This window comes from Agrobacterium sp. SUL3 (assembly GCF_001263295.1).
Taxonomy (GTDB): Bacteria; Pseudomonadota; Alphaproteobacteria; order Rhizobiales; family Rhizobiaceae; genus Agrobacterium; species Agrobacterium tomkonis.
In genome coordinates, this window is the sequence record NZ_KQ414513.1 from 36,517 (window position 1) to 54,018 (window position 17,502).

Sequence of the window (17,502 nt, forward strand, 5' to 3'; positions counted from 1 at the left end):
CCACATTATTCCGGCAAGGTAATCCGGGCTTCGAAGCCTGTCGCTCGCCCCGCGGCAGGTGAGTAGAGCTGCAAGACACCACCCATTTGTCTAACGATCCTGTCGGCGATGGGCAAACCTAGCCCGGACCCACTGGCACCGGTCTTTCCCCGTTGAAATCTCGTCTTCAACCTATCCAGGTCGCGGCTTTCGACGACCGCGCTTTCATTCAGCACGCGGATCACCCCGTCATTATCGATGAGCACCATAACGGGTTTTGATGGGTCTCCATGCACAAGAGCATTTTCTATGAGATTACGCATGACGATACCGAACGCATCGACATCCATTGCGCGCAGCAGCGGCGCTTCCGCTTCGTCGATGTAGCGTACCCGCCCCTTGATTTCGAAGCCACGTTCGTGGTCGCGGACAATCATGCTCAGGAGAGCGCGTATATCGACCCTGGCTGTCTGTGTACCGATACCTGAATCCGCACGCGCCAACTGCAAGAGTTTTTCCGCGAGATGAACCAGATTGAGCAATGCGCCCTCGATGTTTCTCGCCCGTTGCTTCCACCCGCCGGACGGCAACTCCTCCAGAAGCCGTTGGGTCTGGGCGAGTGCGCCTGCCAGCGGCGTGCGCAGTTCATGCGCACTGTTCGCGGTGAACTCTCTTTCCGCATCGAGGGCTGCCCGCAACCTCTGAAGCAGCAGATTAACGGAATGCGTGATCGGCTTTAGCTCCTTTGGCAGTCTACCGCTCTCCAGAGGTGCGAGGTTACCGCCGTCTTTCTGCGATATCGATTCTCTCAGCTGGTCGATAGGCCGCAAGGCACGGCCGACGACCAACCAGATCGCGAGAACACTCACCGGAACGAGCACTGCCAAGGGTATCAGCATCGTGACGGCACTTTCGCGCACCGCCTCCCGTCTGTTGCTGAAACGATCGGCGGCTTGAAGGTAAAGCAGGCCATCCGCACTGACGGCAGTATAGATCCGCCGGGTTTCAGCATCATGGAACCCGGCGTTCAGAGGGACATCGAAAGGCGCGCTGGGAGCATCTTTCGAACGAAGCAGTATCGTACCGCTGGCCAGGCGAACCTGATACGTCAGATATTCACGGCCACCAGAGCTCTCTGAAATCGTGATGCTCCCCTCGTCTTCTTTTGTTCGTAGCTCCATATCGTCGGTTACGAGCGCCAGAAGGCGCTCCGCTGTTTCCTGCAACGCACTATCAAAGACTTCATCCAGTTCATGACGCATAACGACAATGCTGAGGCCAATCGCCCCCAGCCAGAAAAGGATGATCGCGCCGGTCAGAGCGAGCATGAGGGGTCGGACGAGACTGGGTTCGCGCTTCATTCCCGCTCCATCGAATATCCAAGGCCGCGCACTGTTGTGATCCTGCCCTTGCCGATTTTTTTACGCAGCCGGCTCACATACACCTCCACAGTGTTGCTCTCGATCTCGGCACCAAAGGCATAAAGCGCTTCTTCTATTCGATCCTTCGGAACGATCGTGCCAGGTCGCGCGATCAGGAGATCGAGCACAGCCCACTCACGGCTAGTCAGGCCGACTTTTTCTCCCGCCACAGTGATCCGGTGTTCAGGTCGATCGATTTCGATATCGGCAAACCGGACCAGTGGCTGCGGTTTGCCATCATAGCGCCTGCCGACGGCTGCGATGCGGGCTTGCAGTTCGCCGAGGTTGAATGGCTTTACCAGATAGTCGTCCGCACCGGCATTGAGACCCTCGATACGATCCGAAATCTGATCACGTGCGGTCAGAATGATGACCGGCGTGCTGTCTTCCTGCGCGCGCAGACGCTGGAGGAATTCAATGCCGCTGCCATCGGGCAGTTGGAGGTCAAGGAGGATCAATCCATAGTGTACGGGACCAACTGCGGCGTAAGCGTCTGCAATACACAGAACCCAATCGACCGCCTGGTTGGATGCCGCGACGTGATCCTTCACGGCCTCGCCGATCATTTTGTCGTCCTCAATCAGCAATATTCGCACTTAAAGCATCTCCGCGCAGTCCTCTTATCCGATTCTATATCATGCCTGCCTGCGATGTCTGACAGTCTGCGGAAGGGGTCCACATGAGCGATGCTCAACGCAAGTCATTGTATTGAGGGTCGCAAGATTCTGCAGCTCCGTTCAGGTAGCTGTCAGCCTCGGAGTACAAATCGCGGTCGGAGTGGATCTCTGGCAGGACCTGAGATCATTGGCGTTCAATGGCTGTTGTCCAAGGTGATGCAAAACGATGATCAAGCGAACTATACGGCGGGTGCGAAACACAGGGCTGGCTTTGATCGTAACCGCCCTCAGTCTTGGTACGTATCTTGCGTTTCTCCAACTCAGCGGAAACTTTCACACGGTCATTCCTGGCGAATTCTATCGATCCGCGCAGCCCTCGGCTTCCCAGCTTGAGAACTATGCCGATCGATTCGGCATAAAGACTGTTATTAACCTTCGCGGGAAAGACGACAAAGCGGCATGGTATAACGAAGAGATCGCCGCTGCGAAACGCCTCGGTATCCAGCATGTAGACTTCAAGATGTCTGCTTCGACAATGGTGACACATGACGTGGCTCAACAACTTGTTGAGGTGATGAAGTCCGCTCCCAAACCGATCCTGATCCACTGCAAGGCGGGCGCTGACCGCAGCGGCATAGTCTCGGCCATTTACAGTCATCAAATAGCGGGTTTTGATCAAGACAAGGCAGAGAGGCAATTGTCGATTTTCTTCGGTCACATCGGGATTCCCTACCTCTCATCAACGTTTGCGATGGACGAAAGCTGGGAAAAGCTCGAGGGTCATTTCGACGCGAAGGGGTGAACCGATACAACGATATCGCGCGTCGCTCGGATGACACGCACGTTCGAGGATGGAATTGACATGGACTTTGCGATCAAAACATTCACCGACACGACGCGCGAAGTGGCAGACCCCGGTTTCAAGACGCTTCAGCGTCGGCCGGAGAACACCACGAAGCTCAATTTTCTCCGGCTCAATCGCGCTAAGGAGACGGCTGAGCGGCTGCAAACCTCCGAGAGACCACTGGAAAGTGGTGCCCAAGGTGTCTTCGCTCCCGTTCGCGAGTATTGTTAACGTGGCCGATCAACCCCAAAGTTCAAAGGGAGAGCGGAACGTCGTCAATGGCTTGCTTGGACGCCGGTCCGGAATACCGACAGGCATTTGGGTACTTGGTTTTGTTTCAATGCTTATGGATATCTCCTCCGAGATGATCCATGCCTTACTGCCGCTGTACATGGTGACAGTGCTCGGAACCTCCGCTCTAAGCGTGGGTATTATCGAGGGCATAGCAGAGGCAACGGCATCGATAACCAAGGTGTTTTCCGGCGCCCTTAGCGATTGGCTCGGCAAACGAAAATTTCTGGCAGCACTGGGATATGGTCTTGCCGCCTTCACCAAGCCGATATTCCCCTTGGCAGCATCGCTCGAATGGCTCATCGCTGCGCGATTTATCGACCGCATCGGAAAGGGAATTCGCGGGGCTCCGCGCGACGCGCTCGTTGCTGACATCGCTCCACCGCATCTTCGGGGCGCCAGCTTCGGCTTGCGACAATCTCTCGACACGATCGGCGCATTCATCGGGCCGCTTCTCGCTATAGGACTGATGTGGCTGACAATTGACAATTTTCAAGCTGTCTTTTGGTTCGCTGTCATTCCGGCATTCCTGTCGTTCGCGCTGATCGTAATCGCGGTCAAGGAACCGGACCGGCCGAGGGGAAACACTCCGCTCCGCTTCCCGTTGCATCGCGATGCACTGCGAGGGCTTGGATCAACCTTTTGGTGGGTGGTGGCCGTTGGAGCGGTCTTCACGCTGGCGCGCTTCAGCGAAGCGTTTCTGATCCTGCGGGCACAAACAATCGGCATCTCGGTCATGATGATCCCAGGGGTCTTGGTTGTCATGAGCCTCGCCTACTCCCTGTCCGCTTATCCTGTCGGCGTCCTGTCGGATCGCGTCAATCGTACGACCCTTTTGGCCATAGGTCTTGTTCTTCTCTTCGGGGCCGATCTCGCGTTGGCCTTCGCAGACAGTATCCTCTGGCTTGGATTTGGCGTCGTGCTCTGGGGGCTGCATATGGGTTTCACTCAAGGTCTGCTGGCAACGCTGATTGCTGAGAGCGCGCCTGCCGACCTGCGCGGAACCGCCTTTGGCGTGTTCAACCTGGTGGCCGGGATCGCACTCCTCGCAGCGAGCATCGTCGCTGGCGCTCTGTGGGACATGAAAGGGCCGCTGGGCACATTTCTGGCGGGTGCCGGTTTCACGGTGATCACTCTTACCGGATTATTCGTCGTGCGCACCCGGCTTCGAAATTGAGACAAACGAGTATCCACTGCAAACCGCGTAGCACGCTGCTCGAGCCGATCAGGACACTGCGATGTATGAAATCGACGCCGCTTTAACGCATGCGATCAACGGACTGGCGGGGCAGAGTTCTACGATCGATCTTTTGATGATCTGGTTCTCAAACGTCGGTGTCTACCTGATGGTTCTGGCCGTTGTCACCCAATGGTGGCGAGGGCCCGACAGAGCGCACATACGCCATAGAGTGGTCGCGGCAGGCTTCTCGTTTCTATTGGGGCTGGGGCTCAACCAACTCATTCTTCTCGTCGTTCATCGCGTTCGGCCGTATGAAGGCGGGGTAACTAACCTGCTGATCGAACCAAGTGCCGACTTTTCTTTCCCCTCCGACCATGCGACGGCGGCCTTCGCCATTGCGGCGGCCTTTCTGCTCCACGCCTCGCGACGCGCCGGATTTGCATTCCTGGTCGCGGCATGCCTGATCGCCTTCTCCCGCATCTATATCGGTACTCACTATGCCAGCGACGTCCTCGGCGGCGCGTTAACCGGCGTCGTGGCGGCGCTTATGGTCCGAGCAACATACAAAGAAGGCACGAAACCCGACCGCCTGATCACCAGCATCCTTTGAGAGAAGTAAAATGCCTTCATGCGATTGGAGAAAGCGTTTTTTCCTGAAATGGGCTCCCCACCACACGCAGTAGGATGGCAGGGACAGACACATCCGGGGAGACGCACATGCGTAGTCTTCCCGGGCTGTCTCAAACATACACGACTTCGGACATCATACCGGCGGCCATGTGGTAGAGATTATGGCAGTGGTAGAGCCAGCGGCCCGGATTGTCGGCGTCAAAGGCCACGGTTACCCTTCCCATTGCGGGGACCATCACCGTGTCGCGCACTGCACCGGTCACCGTCTGGCCGCCGATCCCGACAACCTGGAAATGATGTCCGTGCAGATGCATCGGATGGGCCATCATCGTGTGGTTCATAAATTCCAGTTCCACACGCTGCCCTCGCTTGACCTCGATCTTCCGCCGCGTCTGCCAAGGCTGGTTGTCAATCGTCCACAGATAGGGCGACATCGACCCGGTCAGCATGACGGAATGCCGGATGTCGACCGGCTTTGCAGTTAGGCCGGACAACGCGATAAGGCGCATTTCCAGCGACATATCGAAGGGCGCAGCGGGCTTAGCCGCGAGTGATCCTAATCGGGGAACCGCGGAGCCTGGCGCCGCCAGCACGATCCCGGTCCTTGCATTGTCGCCTTCGCGTACCGCAAAGACCGGCACCACTGCTCCCGCAGGCACCTCGACGATCAGATCGATGCGTTGGGCGATAGCAAGCGGGAAGCGCGTTCCGGCTACAGGCTGGACCGGATTGCCATCGACCGCAACAACGCTTGCGGTAACACCACCAAAGTCCAGCCAGAAGGCCGTGGAAGCACCACCATTTATGATCCGTAACCGGACGCGGCCGCCGCGTTCGGTCCGGATAACCTCCGGATCGTCAAGGGTCCGGTCGTTGGCCAGGAAGGCATCGTACTGGACATCGTTCAGGTCCATGCTGCCCATTGTCATAGCGGAACTATCCATGTTCATACCGGCCATCGGCTCCGTCGATGCCATGCCGCCGTGATTCATGCCAGTCCCGCCGCCCAGACCTTGCAGGATCTCATCGGGCGAGCGGAAGGAAAAGTCGTGCAGCAGCACGACCACTTCCTGCAGATCAGCCGAGACATCTTCCCTTGTGCGCACGATAAGCGGCGCGGCCATCAGGGTCTGCTCCTGCAGCCCCTGATGGGAATGCATCCAATGGGTGCCGGGGCGCGGCATGAAGTCATAGCTTGCAGCGCCGCCGTCCTCGATCGGAGGCACATAACCGGTTTCGGTAACCCCGTCCATTTCCGGCGGTGGAACTTGTCCATGCCAGTGGATGATGGTGGGAACACCCGATTGGTTCTCAAGCGTCAGATCAAAGCGTTCGTCGGGCCCAAGAATCAGGCCAGGTTGGCCGTTCTCGTCGGTAATCCTAAAGACTGAGGCCGAGCGACCATTTACGTTGATGCTGCGTGTTCCCGCAGTCAAGCGGCGCGTATTTTGGGCAATTGCTTGCCGCGTTGGCAGGATCAGGCTGGCACCCGCAAAGGCCGCAGAGCAGGCGAGGAAACTACGGCGATTGAGGGTGTTCTGCATGATCGAAGCCTTCGGTGGGTTTGTATTTTGGTTGCATTTTCTACGCTGTGGAGAACGAGAGCAATTGGAGGCCCATGGCGGTGCGTGGCTATGCCAAGGCTCAGGAAAATCGTGGATGTTAGCCCGGACAATGGATCTTTGAGAATTTTCATCAAACGGCACAGCGAATGCGCTCGGAGAGAAAGTCAAGATCGAAGGGCTTGACCAAGAAGTCGGTTGCGCCGCACTGCATGGCTTCAAGCCGATCGGACATCTGGTCAAAAGCGGTCATGACAATGACCGGTAATTGACTGCTACGCCTAACATGGCGGAGTAGTGTGAGGCCATTTCCGTCGGGCAGCCGCAGATCAAGCAGGATCATGTCGAAAGTATAGGCCATGGTAGCGCTCACCGACTCGATGAGGCCTTTCCGCCACTCCGTATCGTGCCCCATCGCTTCGAGGTGATCGCGGAGCGCTTCTCCAAGAACCCGATTGTCCTCAACCAGCAAAATTCGCATGCCGCCTCACAAACTTCTGACGCGCCACTAGGGGCAGAGGCACTTGCGATTGTTCGAAAATAGTCCCGAGGTGGCGCGGACTCATATCAGTGCCCTGCCCACGACATAAAGCAGCAGAAGCGAGTTGGCGACGATGACGCAAAATACGGCAAGGGAACCGAGGTCCTTGGCATGCCGGCCCGTTTGGGAAATCTCTGGAGAAATGCGGTCGACGATTTCCTCAACGGCGGTGTTGAGGGCTTCCACTGCAATCAGCAGAAGAAATAGAATCGTGGCTGTGAGAGCCGTTGCGAGATCGACACCCACCCAGAAGTACACCAGAGCTAAACCGCACCCGGCAGCGACCTCCTGACGGAATGCCGCTTCCTTCCATGCCCGGGAAAGTCCCCCGGCCGAGTAGGTGGCGGCGGCCAAGAAATGCGAAACTCCGGTGAGTTTTTTATATTCGGGTGCCAGGCTCATGACGATTTCCCCCCTTTGCAATTGGAGAAGATATCGAGCTTCGGATCGTAGACACTCGTAGTGACGTTCATCATGCTCAGTACGCTGTGGAACAGGTTATCGTGTGAGCGCGGCGAACCCGCATCTTTCACAAGGCAAGACTTGTCCACGCCCATTGATCGCTGAAACTCAGAATCCATCCATAGAACAAACGGCACCTTTGTTTGGACGTCAGGCGCCAGCATGTACGGGGCACCGTGAAGATAAAGACCGTTTTCGCCAAGAGACTCCCCATGGTCCGACATATAGATCAAGCTGCCTTGTAGCCGAGCGGAGCTCGCCTTGAGCTTGTCGATGACGGACGAAAGGATGAAATCGGTATAAAAGATTGTATTGTCGTATGCGTTGACGATTTCGCTATCTTTGCAACTACCGAGCTCTGCCGTCTTACATTCGGGCTGGAAGCGTCTGAAAGCATAAGGATAGCGCAGATAATAGGCCGGTCCGTGGCTACCCATTTGATGCAAAACAAGCACGCTGTCTTTTTTCACGCTGTTCAACCAGGTATCGAGCTTGTCGAGAAAAACGCCGTCCTGACATTCGTTCATCTTGCAATAGCGGGCGTCTGATGACGATGCGAGGCTCACGAACTTAACCCTGTCAGCAACACCCTTACTGCCGGTGCTATTGTCCCACCATTCAACGTCGGCACCAGCAGTTGCAATCACATCCAGCAGCGTCTCGTTTGCCAAGCCCTTTGCATGCGAATAGTCGGAACGCGTGAACCTGGAGAACATGCACGGTAGAGACGTGGCGGTCGCTGTTCCACAGCTCGATGTGTTGGGGAAATAGATAATGTCTTGTTTCGATAGGGCCGGATTGGTATCGCGACCGTAGCCACCAAGCGCGAAGTTCTGGGCGCGGGCCGTTTCACCTGCAACGATAATTGTTACGCGCGGCATTGTTGAACCATCGACTGTGGGGGTGATTTTTGCGTCCCGGCCGACAGGCTGGATGACAATCTGTGCTTCGGCGCCGGTATCCATCAAGAATTTAATGGTACCAGCCAGTGGCGTTACGGGATTGAGCGATTTGACGATGTCCTTATGTTCTCGAATTGCTGCAGTATAAACGGCGGAATAGGAGAAGCCGGCAAAGACGAACAGCGCCAGACTTGGAAAAACAACGGCGCTGTTCCAGATGATTTTTTGAAGAAGCGGACGATGAGTGACCCGGACCCAAAGAATGACGGCTATCGGGAGCACCGCGAACAGGATTAGATGAAATGCGAAAGCTGGCGTGATCAAATGCTGCGCTTCGGCAGGGGTTGTCTCGTAAGCATTCCGGATCATGTCACTATCGACGACAACGCCGAACCGATCCGTGAACCAGGATGCCACAGCCGCAGTCAGGATAAGCAGAATAAAGAGCGGCTTCGTGAGGTACTTGACCGAGAAAGCGGTTATGGCTGCGATAAACAGGACGGTCACGGCAACATAAAGGGCTGCGACTGCTCCGGGATTACTCCCCATATTGGTATGAACCTTGGACCAGAAAGTCTGGTTGGTACCCAATACCAGGAACAGCGCGACCAGGACGCTCAGCGCAATACTGCTGATTTCGGGCCGGTAGAAGGACCGACTAACCTTGTTCTTTTCTCTAAAATTCACTCGCTGCCCCGTCATCCGCTAAAGGTTGCAAGCTTTCACGATCGAGGGGCGGTCTTCAGGGCGTTGCGCGCAACGCTACTGCATCCTGTCGTCGTTAGACTTGCAGGCTACCCATGGGGCGGATTACTGACAGTAAGCTGAAGGGTGGAGAATCTAGCGAGGACGATTTTCCTCCAGCAGCGCCCCTTCGAAATGCCGATTAGCAGGAAGGCGGAGCGGTGAATGGGGTCAGGCGCGAGGTGTTTTACAACGATCGAAGTCTGCGAGTGTACAGCCGCATGCCGTCTATACCTCTGATACCTGGCGACGAACTCGCAGATTACAAATATGTATAGTGGCCGAAATATAAATTCGAACTCAGCATCGTAAGATCAGTCTTCGTGAAGATCGAATCCACGATTGAAATGACGAAAGGGGACTAAGGTGGAAAACATTGGATAATGAGATTCTGGCGCGCCCCTATCCGTTAAGACGGAACTACAACCTATTCGTACTCCCGATTTTCTTCCTGACTATTTCCGGCCTACTTATTGCCGTCTCAAACGCTCTGTCTGTTAGTGTCGAGCGTGCCTATAGTGCTCAGACGGCTTCGCTCCATGCCGCGCTGTTTGCCCCGATCTTGGGGAACGCCAGACACTCGGAGATCGGAAGTGGAGGAAAAGTCAGCGCCGCTGACCAGACAAGACAGGCTATCGAAACGGAAGCGAAGGAGCTTGACTTGCTCTGCGCGGTTGCTTTTACCGAAGACGGCAAGATACTGGCGGCAACCAACGACACATCGTGTATGGCCTCAACGATAAGTCGCATCCCCGAAATATCTGACGGACAGACAGTCTTTCTCGAAGAAGATGGGCCCCCTGTGCATTGGACCGTGCTCAGCAGGGCTCCAGGCATGACAGGGCCTCTGTCGGTCTACATCGCCACTTCCGAAAAGGCATCCGCCCGCGAAAAACTTCTCGACAACGATACGATCATTTGGATCGTTATCCTTGGCGTGCCTCTAATAGGAGCACTTTGCCTCTCCACCTATTTCGTCTCACGGGCACAAAATGAAATCGACACACGCACAAGCGCCCTGAATGAGGCGCGAAAGTAGCTCGCACATTTTGTCTCCGACAGCACAGAGAAGCGCGTTAGTTCCGGGCGCTCGACCGCCGAGCGCCTGGCTGCGTCCATCCTGGTCCTCGATATCAGAGACTTTTCCAGTTTTGTCGAACAGGCGAGCGCCGAAGAAGCCGCTGCCCTCGTGTCTGAGGTTGCAAGCTACAGCTTTGCGGCCATCCTCGAACACGGGGGCGATATCGATCGCCTTGTTGGTGACGGGCTTGTCGCCTGGTTCGAAGGATCAGAAAGAAAGGCAAACGCCCTCAGGGCGTCGGAGGCAATTCTGACAAGTGTCTCACGGGCAAAATTGCCAAGAGGGATCGGCATAGGACTGCACGACGGCACTGTGATTGAGGCCGTGATCGGCACCGAAACTCGCAAGGATGCAACGATCCTCGGTTCGCCTGTCAACGTTACCGCGCGACTGTGTGCTGCGGCACTACCAGGTGAAATCGTGGCCTCCAGTGAATTTTTCGAGGTGGCGGCAGGGCACGAGTTCAACGTTTCGGCTAGAGGCTCACTTTTGCTGAAGGGTATTGCCAATCCTATCGAGACGATTCGGCTTTCGCTGATGAACCGACACGTGCTTGTCTAACCTGGCAGTGGCTCAAGTTCGGTTCCGTCATCTTCAACGCCTAGTTTTTCCCGCAGTTCCGGCGTTTCATTCGGGCCTATTTGCTCCTCGCTATTCGAGCCGCTTACGGATGTTAAGGCGGGCATCGTATGCTTGCCTTGTCAACGGCGACCGTATCGACCACCAACGTCCTCAGATGCTCGCGATCGCCTGTTCAAGCAAAGACCGCACCTGCGCCGCGACCGTCTTCAGTTGCTGGTTTTCGATAGCCTGCATCGACGCCACGGGGTCGATGGCGCTGACCATGATGGCGCCCCCCTCCAGCGATCGTACGATCACGTTGCAAGGCAGCATCGCGCCGACCTTCGGCTCGATCTTCATCGCCTCGAGGGCCATCTTCGGGTTGCACGCACCCAGGATGAGATAGTCCGGTATATCGACGTCGAGTTTCTTATTCATGGTCGCTCGTACGTCGATTTCAGTGAGGACACCGAACCCGTTGCTCGCGAGAGCCGCCTTCGTGGCTGCGACCACCTGATCAAATGGTATTCCGTTGGTCGTCTTATCGAGAGTGTAGGTCATGTTCTTCCTCCATATTAATCGGCTCCTGCCGATCAATCCGCCGGTGTGAGGACCACACCGTAACACTTGATCAATATTCCGCACACCTAGACGGCTGTTCCCACCAAGGCGCCTATGCCTGCTGTCAGCGCCATCGCAAAGGCGCCCCAGAAGGTTACGCGTGCCGTGGCCCTCAGCACATTTGCACCGCCTGCCTTGGCACCAATCGCGCCGAGCAGGGCGAGGAACAAAAGCGAGGCCGCAGATACCAGCATCACCAGCTGGTTCGGTGGCGCCACCCATACCATTGCGAGTGGCATCATCGCGCCAACCGCGAACGTCAGAGCCGACGTCAGCGCGGCAACGATCGGTCGGGCGGTAGTGATTTCGGAGATGCCAAGTTCTTCGCGGGCATGCGCCTCAAGCGCATCCTTCTGCATTAGTTGCACTGCTACCTGTCGGGCCAGATCGATCTCGACGCCGCGCCTGGTGTAAAGCTGTGCGAGTTCCTCGCGCTCAAGATCGGGCTGGCCGTCAAGCTCAAGCCGTTCGCGGGCGAGATCAGCCTGTTCGGTATCCGCCTGCGAGCTGACCGAGACACATTCTCCAGCCGCCATCGACATCGCACCAGCCACGAGGCCGGCGACGCCGGCGATAAAGATCTCCGAGCTGCCCGCCGCGGAGGCTGCAACGCCGACGATTAAGCTCGCAGTGGATACGATACCGTCATTTGCACCGAGAACGGCGGCTCGCAGCCACCCGATCCGGGAAACGAGATGCGTTTCGCGATGAAGGCCCCTCATGACTTCCTCCGGATTACACCATCTAAGCGGGCTGCAAGAGCGACGGTGTTGGAGATTGTGCCGTATTTGCGGACATTCCTGTGTAAAAGCTCGAGCCGTTGGTCAGTCTCATCGGTATCGACCACAAGCTGGTAATTGACCGACACAATAAGCGGCGGATCATCCTGTCGAACGGCGTGAAGGACCACCTCGACACCATCAAGAGAGAAAGCGAGGGGAGGAATGACGCGCTCAATGCCCTTGATCATACAGGCAGCGATGGACGCGAGCAGAAGTTCAGCCGGATTGAAGGCATCGGCAGCGCCGGACAGTCCCGTGGCAAGCCTGACCTCGGCAGTCTTGGTGCGTGCCACACTCTCCCTAGGATCTATCCGTTGAGCCGAGACCTTGTATTCGAGCATCACTCGTCCTCCATGGCGCAGCCATGTGTAGGAGACCACAAGCCCCACACTATGCTTTGATCACAAACAAAAATTGATCGACATCAATCGAAAAGATCAATGATGGACGTCCGCGTTCGGCTGGTTTGCGCAATAACCGGCCTTTGTTAGTTGTAAAATTCTACAAGCAAGCGGATGCGGTCGCAGCGCCGTCCTCGCCATCCTTTAATCGCTTCATGCGGCGTTTCAATTCAGTCGACAAATTTGTCCGGTGATAGGGCGACATTTTGCGCCACGCCTTGATTTCATCCGCCGTCCGGCCGCAGCCCAAGCACCATTTATTGCGCGGATCGAAGCGGCACAGATCGGTGCAAGGCGACTTATTATTCATCATGAACCTTATTTGAGATAAGCGCGAATGACATCGATCAGTTCGGCCGCGCCTTCTTCACGCTCTTTCTGACTCAGACTTTCGGCGGCCAAGTGCATGCGGATATGATCTTCGATGACTTCGCCCATTAGACCGTTGATGGCACCACGCGCACCCGCGATCGTTTGCATGACTTCGACGCACCCCTTTTCCTCCTCAAGCATCCGCTCGACACCTTCCATCTGCCCGCGAATACGACGTACGCGGTTGATCAGCTTTTGCTTTTCGCGGATGGTATGGCTCATAGGAATGCTCCTTCGGTATAGACGTTTTTGTCAAGCCGCGCGGGTTTCGACCTCCACCGTCACATGCGACAGATCGTGAATGGCCGCAAGCTTTGCGCGGTAGTAGGACGGCGCATGCGGATCATTGACGACGATAGAAACGATGGCTCCGTGGTGGCCAGGCCCGAGTTGCCAGATGTGGAGATCGGCGATTTCCGCGCCTTCCTTGACGAGGATTTCCTGTATTTCCTCGGGGAGGTCTTCGCCTTCAGGAACGTAGTCGAGCAGGACGCCGCCCGTATCTCGGATTAATCCCCAGGACCAGCGAGCGATCACAATAGCGCCGACGATACCAATAGCTGGATCAAGCCAGAGCCAGTCGTAGAGGCTTCCGAGAACCAGCGCGCCGATCGCCAGAACGGAGGTCAGCGCATCAGCCAGTACGTGGATATAGGCGGCGCGAAGGTTCTGATCCTGGCCTGCATTGTGCCCGTGTCCGTGAGCATGGCCATGATCGTTTCCGTGATGGTGATCGTCCTTGAGGAGCCATGCGCAGACAAGGTTTACGATCAATCCGACCACCGCCACGATGATGGCTTCCCTGAAATTGATCGCTACAGGCGACTGGAAGCGCAGAAAACTTTCCCAGCCGATAAGCACCGCGATTAGCGCCAGGATCACGGCGCTGGCGAATCCTGCAAGGTCGCCGAGCTTGCCAGTGCCGAATGAGAAGCGGCGGTTGCTGGCGTGCTTGCGAGCATAGAGATAGGCCAATGCCGCGATGAGCATGGCCGCAGCGTGCGTGGACATATGCCAGCCATCTGCCGTCAAAGCCATAGACCCGAACATGTTTCCGGCGACGATCTCCACCACCATCATGGTGGCGGTGATACCAATCACTAGCCACGTGCGGCGTTCGTTCCGCAGGTGGTTGTCGCCAAGGAAGAAATGTTCATGGGCGGCGTTGAGCGCACGACCATGGCTGTGATCGTGCGGATGGGGATGGTCGTGCGCATGCCCTTGAGATGAACTCATAGCCTAAACTCCATTTCATATATTATAGGGGGGTATACTATTTGTAAGACGAATACAAACGTTCTGAAATCGGCGGAGTGTTTGTTCTTACAAAGTAGATGACGTCATCAATGACTGCATGGGCGGAATCCAGACACCGCCGATTCGGCGTTGGGAAGACGCTTGACGCCAACACGCGGATTAGAGAACCGCCGGCAAAAATCCGGAAACCGCGACCGATAGCATCCAGCGCTGCCGCTGCTCATCGGCGTGTTTCGGTATGCGGCAATCGAAGCTGTTATTCTCAACAAGGCAATGAGCCTCGTTGTCGTTGCATTCGCTTTGCCGTTCCGGGCAGCGACAGTTCCACTGGATCAGATCGTCGCGCACTGGACTATTGTCGTCAACCTGTTGGCAGGAAGTCTTCTTGGTGCTTGGTTTGGCGCGGGCTGGGCGACCCGCCTCAGATCTGAAAATCTGTACAAGGTGATCGCCGTTCTGCTGGTCGTCATCGCAGTGGTCCTGTTGTTCGGCCACGATGCAACCGCCGGAGCCGGCCTCCTGACTGGCACGACGCAGATTGTCGCTGGCATTTTGGCAGGTCTGGTAATCGGTGTCGTCGCCTCGCTCCTGGGCGTTGCCGGCGGCGAACTTCTCATCCCAACGCTCGTGCTGCTGTTCGGTGCAGATATTAAACTGGCAGGCAGCCTCTCCCTCGCTGTCAGCCTGCCGACGATGCTGGTCGGCTTTACGCGCTACAGCCGGGACCAGAGCTTCTCTGTCGTCGCCCGCAACAAGACATTCCTCATCGTCATGGCGCTCGGCTCGATCGCTGGCGCCTTCATTGGAGGCCAGTTGCTCGGTGTCGTGCCGACGGCGATACTCCTTCCGGCGCTTGCCGCCATTCTGCTGATCTCTGCCGTGAAGGTGTGGCGGCATGCGTGAACCTGCAATTCATGCGTCTGCAGCTTTCGCCTTTGGCATACCCATCGACAATCGCTTCAAGCCGCAGCGGCGTGTTCCTTCCGAGCGGCTTGCCAGACCTCGCGGGCGGCATCCATGTTCATTCCGGCAATCGCCAGGCCAACGATAAGGTCTGGCCAGGCGGAATGCCAAGCGTAGGCCGTGACGATACCGGCCACGATGATTGCTATATTGGCAAACGCGTCATTGCGCGCCGAAAGGAACGCGGCCCTCGTCAGGCTACCGTTCTCGTGGCGGAAAGCTGTCAGCAGAAATGCACAGGAAAGGTTGACTGCAAGCGCCCCCGTGCCTGTGACTGTCAACAGGAACGGCTGGGGCGGAACGGGCGCCATAAGGCTCTGATAGGCAGTCCACAACGTCGCGATTCCGGGAACAAGCAAGATCAGAGCCAGAGCCATGCCAACGCGCGCGCGGTTGCGAAGCGACCATCCAAGAGCAAGCAGGATCAACAGGTTCACGGAGGCATCCTCAAGGAAATCCACACTATCGGCAAAAAGCGAAACGGATCCGATCTTGAGTGCCACCGCAAATTCGATTCCAAAGTATCCGAGGTTCAGCAAGGCGACGAGAGCAACAATTCTGCGCAGTGGCGTATCGAGGTATCGGTTCAACATGAAAGTCTCCGTATCGGTTGACATGTAACCATCGTTACATTATGAATACTCCAATGGCTACAGAAACTTGGTTCCTTCTCACATATAAAGTTCCCGCAGAGCCCAATCGGCGGCGCGTCGCACTCTGGCGCAAGCTGAAGGGTCTGGGCGCGGTCTATCTTCAGAACGGGGTTTGCCTTCTGCCGAAAACCGACGATCACCGGCGAGCACTGAAGGTCATAGAAAACGAGATCGCCGATATGACGGGCGAGTCCGTGCTGCTCGAAACAGTGGCCCTCGACAAGGCTCAGGGCGACAAGGTCGTTGCCCGCTTCCGCGCCGATCGCGACGAGGAATACAAAGAATTGCTCGGTCGATGTGATGACTTCGAGGCAGAAGTCGCCAAAGAGACGGCCGCGGATCACTTCACCTATGCCGAAATCGAGGAAAATGACGAAGACCTGAAAAAACTCAAGTCCTGGTTCGACAAAATTCGCAGGCTGGATTTTTACGGCGCCACGCTGGCAACGGAAGCTGAAGCGCGCATCGCAAAGTGCGAGTCCCTGCTTGATGGATACGCCAACCAGGTATTCGCACTGCAGGAGGAGAACCGTGGCTCCTCCGGAGAGGAGTAGATCGATGCGTGTTCTGTCCTACAATACTCTGTTCGGCGGTCTGGATGGTATAGACGATCGCCGCTATCAGGCTCAGATCGAAATCATCCAAAGCCTGTCTCCGGATATCCTCCTGTTGCAGGAAGCGAAATCCTTCACTGCTGACGGCGCAAAACGGCTCTATGAAACGGAGCGACGCCTGACGATGCGCGGTTTTGTTGCCGAAGCGCCGGCGACAGGACAGCACACTGCGATCTTCGCTCGTCCGGAATTCCGGCCAATGGCGTTCATCCCGGACAGCCAGCATTTTCATCACGCGACAGCAACACTGAAGGTGGCGCTGCCTGGGGAGGACCGTGCCCTGACGGTGGTGAGTGTTCACCTCTGTCCAAATAGCCCGCATGTGCGGGCAAGAGAGGCGAGCTACCTCTATAATCTCGCTGATCCTGAGGAACTGACCCTGATTGGCGGCGACTTCAATTCCGTCGCGCCCGATGATCCTGAGCCTGACGATCTGGCATTGCTGCCTGCACGATATCGTATGCGCTACACCCGTGAGGACGGCACAGCGGACAGGACCACGATAGCCGGGTTGTTGCGGGCCGGTTTCGTGGACGTCGGTAACAGCCTTGAAGCCACTCCGACGCCGACTGTCCCGGCACGCGGTTTCACGAATACGGAGTTCATGACTTTCCGTTCCGACTACCTGTTTGCCAGCAAGCGCCTTGCTGACTGCGCTGTGGGATACGCAGTCGCCAGCAATGACGCAACCGACGTCGCTTCCGACCACTACCCGATTTGGGCGGACTTTGCGTTGGGGCCATGAAATGCAGCTCATCACGATAGCCGGCCTGTTCACAGTCCCGGTGATCGCCGCAGTCTGTCTTGCCCTATCGGCACGGGATCACTCCGATGAGCCGGATGAGGGACCTTGACTTTAGTTACTTTCCAACGGTATTTAACCTCAACGGTAATGGATTCTGCCGGGCATTACGCCGAACCGCTTCCTCGATGAAGCTGATGACTCCTACTCAACGCGCATAACGCGAAGGAGTAGAGTCGTGTCTGGAATTCATTTTCTGTGTTTTCTCATATCTGCTGACAG

The 17,502-nt window shown here is 56.5% G+C and carries 21 protein-coding genes, 1 pseudogene and 1 riboswitch; of the genes and pseudogenes, 9 read left to right on the forward strand and 13 right to left on the reverse strand.

From position 1 onward, the window contains the following. Positions 1 to 5: 5 nt before the first annotated feature. Together AKG12_RS22470 and AKG12_RS22475 are read right to left on the reverse strand one after the other, a co-directional pair. A complete protein-coding gene (locus tag AKG12_RS22470) occupies positions 6 to 1,340 on the reverse strand; it encodes a sensor histidine kinase (RefSeq protein ID WP_052820484.1) in 1,335 nt (444 codons plus the stop codon). Beyond that, positions 1,337 to 1,996 carry a response regulator gene (locus AKG12_RS22475; protein WP_052820485.1) on the reverse strand — a complete coding sequence of 220 codons (660 nt, stop codon included), beginning with the start codon at positions 1,994 to 1,996 and terminating at the stop codon, positions 1,337 to 1,339. The genes AKG12_RS22470 and AKG12_RS22475 overlap by 4 nt, the downstream gene beginning before the upstream one ends. Positions 1,997 to 2,243: 247 nt before the next feature. Between AKG12_RS22475 and AKG12_RS22480 the strand changes: the two genes are divergently transcribed. The 4 genes from AKG12_RS22480 to AKG12_RS22495 all read left to right on the forward strand — a co-directional run bounded on the left by AKG12_RS22480 (position 2,244) and on the right by AKG12_RS22495 (position 4,942). After that, a complete protein-coding gene (locus tag AKG12_RS22480; RefSeq protein WP_052820486.1) occupies positions 2,244 to 2,819 on the forward strand; it encodes a dual specificity protein phosphatase family protein in 576 nt (191 codons plus the stop codon). Positions 2,820 to 2,879: 60 nt separating this feature from the next. Beyond that, positions 2,880 to 3,092, forward strand: coding sequence for a hypothetical protein (locus AKG12_RS22485; protein WP_137088092.1), 213 nt, complete (start codon positions 2,880 to 2,882; stop codon positions 3,090 to 3,092). A gap of 52 nt (positions 3,093 to 3,144) precedes the next feature. Next, on the forward strand, positions 3,145 to 4,329 hold the full coding sequence (locus tag AKG12_RS22490) for an MFS transporter (protein ID WP_052820488.1): 1,185 nt from the start codon (positions 3,145 to 3,147) through the stop codon (positions 4,327 to 4,329). Between the two features lie 61 nt (positions 4,330 to 4,390). Beyond that, positions 4,391 to 4,942: a phosphatase PAP2 family protein gene (locus AKG12_RS22495; RefSeq protein WP_052820489.1), complete on the forward strand. Its 552-nt coding sequence runs from the start codon at positions 4,391 to 4,393 to the stop codon at positions 4,940 to 4,942. Between the two features lie 130 nt (positions 4,943 to 5,072). Here the strand turns inward: AKG12_RS22495 and AKG12_RS22500 are convergent, their stop codons facing one another. The 4 genes from AKG12_RS22500 to AKG12_RS22515 all read right to left on the reverse strand — a co-directional run bounded on the left by AKG12_RS22500 (position 5,073) and on the right by AKG12_RS22515 (position 9,116). Continuing rightward, positions 5,073 to 6,506 carry a multicopper oxidase family protein gene (locus AKG12_RS22500; RefSeq protein WP_052820490.1) on the reverse strand — a complete coding sequence of 478 codons (1,434 nt, stop codon included), beginning with the start codon at positions 6,504 to 6,506 and terminating at the stop codon, positions 5,073 to 5,075. A gap of 151 nt (positions 6,507 to 6,657) precedes the next feature. Beyond that, positions 6,658 to 7,005 (reverse strand): response regulator transcription factor, encoded by a 348-nt coding sequence (locus tag AKG12_RS22505; protein WP_052820491.1) that lies wholly within the window; start codon positions 7,003 to 7,005, stop codon positions 6,658 to 6,660. Between the two features lie 81 nt (positions 7,006 to 7,086). Beyond that, positions 7,087 to 7,467, reverse strand: coding sequence for a diacylglycerol kinase (locus AKG12_RS22510; RefSeq protein ID WP_052820492.1), 381 nt, complete (start codon positions 7,465 to 7,467; stop codon positions 7,087 to 7,089). Further along, the gene (locus AKG12_RS22515) at positions 7,464 to 9,116 is read right to left on the reverse strand and encodes a phosphoethanolamine transferase (protein WP_225341558.1); all 1,653 of its coding nucleotides are present in this window, start codon (positions 9,114 to 9,116) and stop codon (positions 7,464 to 7,466) included. The genes AKG12_RS22510 and AKG12_RS22515 overlap by 4 nt, the downstream gene beginning before the upstream one ends. Positions 9,117 to 9,549: 433 nt before the next feature. Here AKG12_RS22515 and AKG12_RS22520 point away from each other — a divergent pair, with 433 nt between their 5' ends. Together AKG12_RS22520 and AKG12_RS22525 are read left to right on the forward strand one after the other, a co-directional pair. Next, positions 9,550 to 10,212 carry a hypothetical protein gene (locus AKG12_RS22520; RefSeq protein WP_052820494.1) on the forward strand — a complete coding sequence of 221 codons (663 nt, stop codon included), beginning with the start codon at positions 9,550 to 9,552 and terminating at the stop codon, positions 10,210 to 10,212. Positions 10,213 to 10,293: 81 nt separating this feature from the next. Further along, positions 10,294 to 10,815 carry an adenylate/guanylate cyclase domain-containing protein gene (locus AKG12_RS22525; protein ID WP_225341563.1) on the forward strand — a complete coding sequence of 174 codons (522 nt, stop codon included), beginning with the start codon at positions 10,294 to 10,296 and terminating at the stop codon, positions 10,813 to 10,815. Between the two features lie 171 nt (positions 10,816 to 10,986). Here the strand turns inward: AKG12_RS22525 and AKG12_RS22530 are convergent, their stop codons facing one another. The 6 genes from AKG12_RS22530 to dmeF all read right to left on the reverse strand — a co-directional run bounded on the left by AKG12_RS22530 (position 10,987) and on the right by dmeF (position 14,227). Continuing rightward, complete coding sequence (locus AKG12_RS22530; protein ID WP_052820496.1) at positions 10,987 to 11,376, reverse strand: DUF302 domain-containing protein; 390 nt, start codon at positions 11,374 to 11,376, stop codon at positions 10,987 to 10,989. Between the two features lie 86 nt (positions 11,377 to 11,462). Beyond that, a complete protein-coding gene (locus tag AKG12_RS22535) occupies positions 11,463 to 12,158 on the reverse strand; it encodes a VIT1/CCC1 transporter family protein (RefSeq protein ID WP_052820497.1) in 696 nt (231 codons plus the stop codon). After that, on the reverse strand, positions 12,155 to 12,559 hold the full coding sequence (locus AKG12_RS22540) for an OsmC family protein (RefSeq protein WP_052820498.1): 405 nt from the start codon (positions 12,557 to 12,559) through the stop codon (positions 12,155 to 12,157). The genes AKG12_RS22535 and AKG12_RS22540 overlap by 4 nt, the downstream gene beginning before the upstream one ends. 160 nt (positions 12,560 to 12,719) lie before the next feature. After that, complete coding sequence (locus AKG12_RS29615) at positions 12,720 to 12,932, reverse strand: DUF1289 domain-containing protein (protein WP_165909439.1); 213 nt, start codon at positions 12,930 to 12,932, stop codon at positions 12,720 to 12,722. A 5-nt stretch (positions 12,933 to 12,937) separates the two neighbouring features. After that, a complete protein-coding gene (locus AKG12_RS22545) occupies positions 12,938 to 13,213 on the reverse strand; it encodes a metal/formaldehyde-sensitive transcriptional repressor (protein WP_052820499.1) in 276 nt (91 codons plus the stop codon). 30 nt (positions 13,214 to 13,243) lie between these two features. Further along, positions 13,244 to 14,227, reverse strand: coding sequence for a CDF family Co(II)/Ni(II) efflux transporter DmeF (gene dmeF, locus AKG12_RS22550; RefSeq protein ID WP_052820500.1), 984 nt, complete (start codon positions 14,225 to 14,227; stop codon positions 13,244 to 13,246). A 231-nt stretch (positions 14,228 to 14,458) separates the two neighbouring features. Here dmeF and AKG12_RS22555 point away from each other — a divergent pair. Further along, positions 14,459 to 15,151: pseudogene (locus AKG12_RS22555) on the forward strand (TSUP family transporter); the annotation flags it as partial. Positions 15,152 to 15,207: 56 nt separating this feature from the next. On the opposite strand, the gene AKG12_RS22560 reads toward AKG12_RS22555, so the two are convergent. Further along, positions 15,208 to 15,804: a cation efflux transmembrane domain-containing protein gene (locus AKG12_RS22560; RefSeq protein WP_052820502.1), complete on the reverse strand. Its 597-nt coding sequence runs from the start codon at positions 15,802 to 15,804 to the stop codon at positions 15,208 to 15,210. A 53-nt stretch (positions 15,805 to 15,857) separates the two neighbouring features. On the opposite strand from AKG12_RS22560, the gene AKG12_RS22565 reads away from it, so the two are divergent. Together AKG12_RS22565 and AKG12_RS22570 are read left to right on the forward strand one after the other, a co-directional pair. Beyond that, positions 15,858 to 16,418 (forward strand): Chromate resistance protein ChrB, encoded by a 561-nt coding sequence (locus AKG12_RS22565; RefSeq protein WP_052820503.1) that lies wholly within the window; start codon positions 15,858 to 15,860, stop codon positions 16,416 to 16,418. A gap of 4 nt (positions 16,419 to 16,422) precedes the next feature. Beyond that, positions 16,423 to 17,223 carry an endonuclease/exonuclease/phosphatase family protein gene (locus tag AKG12_RS22570; RefSeq protein ID WP_052820504.1) on the forward strand — a complete coding sequence of 267 codons (801 nt, stop codon included), beginning with the start codon at positions 16,423 to 16,425 and terminating at the stop codon, positions 17,221 to 17,223. A gap of 134 nt (positions 17,224 to 17,357) precedes the next feature. Next, positions 17,358 to 17,434: riboswitch (Fluoride riboswitch) on the forward strand. Positions 17,435 to 17,502 lie beyond the last annotated feature (68 nt).

Excerpts from the sequence above, each read along its gene's own strand:
- AKG12_RS22470 (WP_052820484.1), bottom strand. The coding sequence starts at position 1,340 with ATGAAGCGCGAACCCAGTCTCGTCCGACCCCTCATGCTCGCTCTGACC.
- AKG12_RS22480 (WP_052820486.1), top strand. The coding sequence starts at position 2,244 with ATGATCAAGCGAACTATACGGCGGGTGCGAAACACAGGGCTGGCTTTG.
- AKG12_RS22485 (WP_137088092.1), top strand. The coding sequence starts at position 2,880 with ATGGACTTTGCGATCAAAACATTCACCGACACGACGCGCGAAGTGGCA.
- AKG12_RS22495 (WP_052820489.1), top strand. The coding sequence starts at position 4,391 with ATGTATGAAATCGACGCCGCTTTAACGCATGCGATCAACGGACTGGCG.
- AKG12_RS22500 (WP_052820490.1), bottom strand. The coding sequence starts at position 6,506 with ATGCAGAACACCCTCAATCGCCGTAGTTTCCTCGCCTGCTCTGCGGCC.
- AKG12_RS22505 (WP_052820491.1), bottom strand. The coding sequence starts at position 7,005 with ATGCGAATTTTGCTGGTTGAGGACAATCGGGTTCTTGGAGAAGCGCTC.
- AKG12_RS22510 (WP_052820492.1), bottom strand. The coding sequence starts at position 7,467 with ATGAGCCTGGCACCCGAATATAAAAAACTCACCGGAGTTTCGCATTTC.
- AKG12_RS22530 (WP_052820496.1), bottom strand. The coding sequence starts at position 11,376 with ATGACCTACACTCTCGATAAGACGACCAACGGAATACCATTTGATCAG.
- AKG12_RS22535 (WP_052820497.1), bottom strand. The coding sequence starts at position 12,158 with ATGAGGGGCCTTCATCGCGAAACGCATCTCGTTTCCCGGATCGGGTGG.
- AKG12_RS22540 (WP_052820498.1), bottom strand. The coding sequence starts at position 12,559 with ATGCTCGAATACAAGGTCTCGGCTCAACGGATAGATCCTAGGGAGAGT.
- AKG12_RS29615 (WP_165909439.1), bottom strand. The coding sequence starts at position 12,932 with ATGATGAATAATAAGTCGCCTTGCACCGATCTGTGCCGCTTCGATCCG.
- AKG12_RS22545 (WP_052820499.1), bottom strand. The coding sequence starts at position 13,213 with ATGAGCCATACCATCCGCGAAAAGCAAAAGCTGATCAACCGCGTACGT.
- dmeF (WP_052820500.1), bottom strand. The coding sequence starts at position 14,227 with ATGAGTTCATCTCAAGGGCATGCGCACGACCATCCCCATCCGCACGAT.
- AKG12_RS22560 (WP_052820502.1), bottom strand. The coding sequence starts at position 15,804 with ATGTTGAACCGATACCTCGATACGCCACTGCGCAGAATTGTTGCTCTC.
- AKG12_RS22565 (WP_052820503.1), top strand. The coding sequence starts at position 15,858 with ATGGCTACAGAAACTTGGTTCCTTCTCACATATAAAGTTCCCGCAGAG.
- AKG12_RS22570 (WP_052820504.1), top strand. The coding sequence starts at position 16,423 with ATGCGTGTTCTGTCCTACAATACTCTGTTCGGCGGTCTGGATGGTATA.